2 protein-coding genes are annotated in these 4,899 nt (G+C 77.8%); both read right to left on the bottom strand.

Features of this window, described 5'->3' with window-relative positions; all coding sequences use genetic code 11:
- Window positions 1-2,515 (bottom strand): ATP-dependent helicase (locus EBN88_RS28570; protein WP_147472885.1); only part of this gene is annotated, 2,515 nt, incomplete at its 3' end.
- A gap of 80 nt (window positions 2,516-2,595) precedes the next feature.
- Window positions 2,596-4,899: ATP-dependent DNA helicase (locus tag EBN88_RS28575; RefSeq protein ID WP_147472886.1), on the bottom strand; the 2,304-nt coding region annotated here is incomplete at its 5' end.

The following is a 4,899-nucleotide window of genomic DNA, read 5'->3' on the forward strand; positions in this document are numbered from 1 at the left end:
GGTGGGTCAGCACGGCGCGGGCCGCCGCGCGGCGGCGGGCCAGCGCCGCCGGGTCGAGCGGCAGCGGCCAGGCCAGCTCGGCCGTCCTGGCGGCGGTCAACGCCGGGTTCTCCGCGTCCTCCTCGGGCGGCTCCGCCCAGCGTTCGACCTCGCCGTGGCTCGGGTCGGCCTCGCAGTGCGCGCGCAGCGCGGCCAGGAAGCCGGAAGGGCCGCGCGGCTTCTTCTGGCTCGGCCCCCACCAGTGCCCGGAGCCCAGCAGCAGCCGGCGGGGCCGGGTGAACGCGACATAGCCGAGCCGCAGCTCCTCCAGCTCCAACTCCTCGGCGGTCCGGGCGCCGTACTCCTTCAGCCCGGCGGAGGTCCACTCAGGGGTGGGCGGCAGGGTGGCCGCGTCGCCGCGCAGCGGGTGCGGCAGCGTCCTGGGCTGGCGCAGCCAGGAGTCCCTGGCGCGGACGGCCGGGAAGACCCCGGAGCACAGCCCGGGCAGCGCGACCACGTCCCACTCCAGGCCCTTGGCCTTGTGCGCGGTGAGGACCTGGACCGCGTTCTCGCCGCTGGGCAGCGAGCCGTCGAGGCCACGGTCGAACTCCTCGGCCGCCCGGAGGAAGGCGAGGAAGGCGGGGAGGGTGGCCTCCCCGCGCACCGCCGTGCCGGCGCGGCCGGCGGCGAAGCCGGCCGCCACGTCGAGGAAGGCGCCCAGGGTCTCCCGGCGGCGGGCGGCCAGGGCCTGCGGGGAGGCGGCCAGCTCCACCTCAAGGCCGGTGACGCCCAGCACCCGGTGCAGCACATCCATCAGCGGGTCACCCAGCGAGCGGCGCAACTCCCGCAGCTCGGCGGCCAGATGGGCGAAGCGCACCCGGGCCTGGGCGGAGAACGGCAGCCGGTCGTCGGGCTCGCCGCCGCCCGGTTGGTCCCCGCCGGCGCCGACGAAGGTGTCCAGCGCGTCGGCGAGGGAGACCACCTCGGCCGGGTCGGTGCCGGCGACGGCGTCGGCCAGCCTGGCCAGGGCCGCCGCCTCCGCGTCGCCCTCGTCGCCGGCGGAGCGGCGCACCATCAGCCGGGCGCGGCGGCCCAGCAGCGCCAGGTCGCGCGGCCCGATCCGCCAGCGCGGGCCGGTGAGGAGCCGGACGAGGGGCGCGTTGGCCGTCGGGTCGGCGAGCACCTGGCAGACCGCGACCAGGTCGGCGACCTCGGGCAGATGCAGCAGCCCCGACAGGCCGACCACCTCGACGGGCACCTCGCGGGCCACCAACTCGCCCTGGATCAGCGGGAAGTCGCCGGCGGTGCGGCAGAGCACGGCGATCTCGCCGGGCGGGGTGCCGGTGTTGACCAGGTGCGCGATGGAGTCGGCCAGCCAGGTCAGCTCCTCGGCGTGGGTGGTCAGCAGCGCGCAGCGGACCAGCCCGTCGTGCTCGGCGCCGCCGGCCGGGCGCAGCGGGCGGACCGCCGGGTGGCGGGCGCGCAGCGGCGCGGCCAGGTCGTTGGCCAGGGCGAGCAGCCGGCCGCCGCTGCGGCGGTTCTCCGTGAGGGTGAGCACGGTCGCGGGGCGGCCGGCGCGGTCGGCGAAGTGCTCGGGGAAGTCGTCCAGGTTGGCGACCGAGGCACCGCGCCAGCCGTAGATGGCCTGGCAGGGGTCGCCGACGGCGGTCACCGGGTGGCCGGTGCCCTGGCCGAACAGGCCGGCGAGCAGCATCCGTTGGGCGACCGAGGTGTCCTGGTACTCGTCGAGGAGCACCACCCCGAACTGCTCGCGCAGCAGCCGGCCGACCTCGGGGCGTTCGACGGCGAGCCGGGCGGCGAGGGCGATCTGGTCGCCGAAGTCCAGCAGGTCGCGGGCGCGCTTGCGGGCGCGGTACTCCTCGACCAGCTCGACGAGGGCCAGCCGCCCGGTGGCCGTCTGGGGCACCTGGCGGAGCGCGGCGTTGCTCAGACGGGCGTTCGCCAGCTCGGCCAGCAACGCGCGGTCGAAGGCGCGCAGCCGCTCGGGCTCCACCAGGTGCTCGGACAGTTCGGCGTCCAGCGCGACCAGGTCGGCGACCAGGGTGGTGAACCCGGTGGCGGGGGGCTCGAAGTCGGCGGGCGCGCCCCGCAGCACCTCGGCCGCCAGCTGGTAGCGGCCGGCGTCGGCGAGCAGCCGGGAGGAGGGCTCGACGCCGAGCCGCAGCCCGTGCTCGCTCAGCAGCCGGCCGGCGAACGCGTGGTAGGTCGAGATGGTGGGCTCGCCGGACTCGGCCGTGTCGATGCGGGCCCTGGCGAGCGCGGCGCGCACCCGCTCGGCCAGCTCGGCGGCGGCCTTGTTGGTGAACGTGAGGCCCAACACCCGCTCGGGCGCGACCTGTCCGGTGCCGGCGAGCCAGACGACGCGCGCCGCCATCACCGTGGTCTTGCCCGAGCCGGCGCCGGCGACCACCGCCTGTGGCACCGGGGGCGCGGTGACACAGGCCAGCTGCTCTGGGGTGAACGGGACGCCGAGCAACTCGGCGAGCTGCTCGGGACCGGTGAGTCGCGCGGGCACCCGAGTGAGGGTAGTCGCCACCACCGACAACGGGCCGCGAGCCGCCGAGGCCGAGGGGCCGACCGAGGGCCGACCGTGGCTCACTCCACGGTCTGGCGGCCCTCGGGCCGGGCGGCGCAGGAACTCCTGAACGCGCAGGTGCCGCAGTGGCTTCCGGTGCGCGGGGTGAAGCGTTCGTCCAGGACCCGGCCGGCGGCCTCGGCCAGCAGTTCCCCGACCCAGTTCTCCGACTCGCCGGTCAGCGGTTCCTGGCGCTGGACGGCGGGCAGCTCGTCGCCGCCGTCCCTGCGGGCGGCGCCCTGGCGGAGGTGGACGAGGGCGGCGCCGGCCGTCTCGGCGTCCGGTCCCGCCACCGACTCGTCGTGGCGGACGGCCAGTTGGTAGACGGCGAGCTGCGGGTGGCGGGCGACCTCGTCGGCGGTCGGCCGGCCCTTGCCGGTCTTGAAGTCGACGACGTAGGCGCGGCCGTCGGCGTCCCGTTCCACCCGGTCCAGCACGCCCCTGATGCGGACCTCGTGCGGTCCCGCCGGCAGGGTGACCTCGAACTCGCGCTCGCTGGCGACCGGCTCGGCGCCGGACTCGGCGCGCAGCACGTGCCAGCGCAGGAAGCGTTCCAACGCGGCCCTGGCCTCGGCCTGTTCGCGGCGGGACTGCCAGGGCGCCTCGAAGGCGAGGGAGTCCCAGACCGACTCCAGGCGCGCCATCAGCACCGACAGGTCGGCCGGGCTGGTGCCCGAGGCGACCTCGTCGGCGAGGACATGGAGCACGTTGCCGAAGCCCTGGGCGGTGCTGGGGGGCGCGTCGGCGTGCGCCTCGCGCCCCAGGAACCACTGGAGGGAACAGGTGTTGACCAGCTGGTCGAGGGCGCTGCCGGTCAGCGCGACGGGGCGCTCGGGGTCGCGCAGGGGCGCCTCGGAGCGCGTGGGCTCGCGCAGGCCCCACCAGCGCTCGGGGTGCGCCGCCGGGACCAGCGGATGGCCGTCGTCGTCGGCGAGCGCGGCCAGCCGGGCCAGCCGCTCGGCGGCGGCGGCGCGCAGCGCGGGCGACGCGTCCTGGTCAACGGTGGTGGCGCGCAGCTCGGCGACGAGCGCGGTCAACGACAGGGGGCGCGGCGGGCGGCTGCTCACCTCGACGGGCTCGACGCCCAACTCGTCGAGGAACCGGGAGGGTTGCTCCCCGTCGTCGGTGCCGCGCACGGCGGTGACCACCAGCCGGTCGCGGGCGCGGGTCGCGGCCACATAGAACAGCCGGCGCTCCTCGGCGAGCAGCGCGCCCGGGCTGAGCGGCTCGGCGAGGCCGTCCCGGCCGATCCGGTCGGCCTCCAGCAGCGAGCCACGGCGCCGCAGGTCGGGCCAGCTGCCCTCCTGCACCCCGGCGACCACGACGAGGGACCACTCCAGGCCCTTGGCGCGGTGGGCCGTCATCAGCCGCACCGCGTCGGGGCGGGTGGCGCGCGCGCCCAGGGTGTCGGCCAGGATGTCGTGCGCCTCCAGCTCGGCCAGGAAGTTGAGCGCCCCCCGGCCGCCGATGCGCTCCTCCGCGCGCGCCGCCGCCTCGAAGAGGGCGCAGACGGCGTCCAGGTCCCGGTCGGCGTTGCGCCCGGCGGCGCCGCCGCGCCGGGCGGCGCGCTCCAGCCGCCCCGGCCAGCCGGTGCCGTCCCACAGCAGCCACAGCGCCTCCTCGGCGGTGCCGCCGCCGGCCAGCGCCTCCCGCGCCTTGCGCAGCAGTTGGCCCAGGCGCTGGGCCGCGCCGGCGTACGCCGGGTCGTGCGTGACCAGCCGCTCGGGCTCGGCCAGCGCGCGGGCGATCAGCGCGTCGGACGGCGGGGGCGGGCCGCCGCCGGCCGCCCGTTCCTCCTCGCGCAGGGCGCGCCCGAGGCGGCGCAGGTCGGCGGCGTCCATGCCACCCAGCGGCGAGGTGAGCAGCCGGGTCGCGGTCTCGGCGTCGAGCGCGGCGCCGGCGCCCTCGGGACCCGTCGCGCCCGCCTCGGCGACGACGCGCAGCGCGGTCAACAGCGGGGCGACCGCCGGCTCCTGGCGCAGCGGAAGGTCGTCGCCGTCCACTTCGAGCGGGACGCCGGCCGAGGTCAGGGCGCGGCGCACGGCCGGGATGGTGTGCCGGCCGGCGCGCACCAGCACCGCCATCTCGCCCCAGGGCAGCCCGTCCTCGAGACGGGCGCGGCGCAGCAGGTCGGCGATGTTCGCCAACTCGGCGCCCGCCGTCGGGTAGGTGAGGACCTGGACCGTGCCGCCCTCCCTGGTCGGCTCGGGCGAGCGGTGCCGGCGCACCGCCTCGGCCGGCAGCCGGCCCAGCGGCATCCGCGCGGCCAGCGTCCTGGTCGCGGCGAGCAGCCCGGCGCCCGAGCGGCGCGCGACGCGCAGCGC

The organism is Streptomyces triticirhizae (assembly GCF_003696235.1).
Taxonomy (GTDB): Bacteria; Actinomycetota; Actinomycetes; order Streptomycetales; family Streptomycetaceae; genus Streptomyces; species Streptomyces triticirhizae.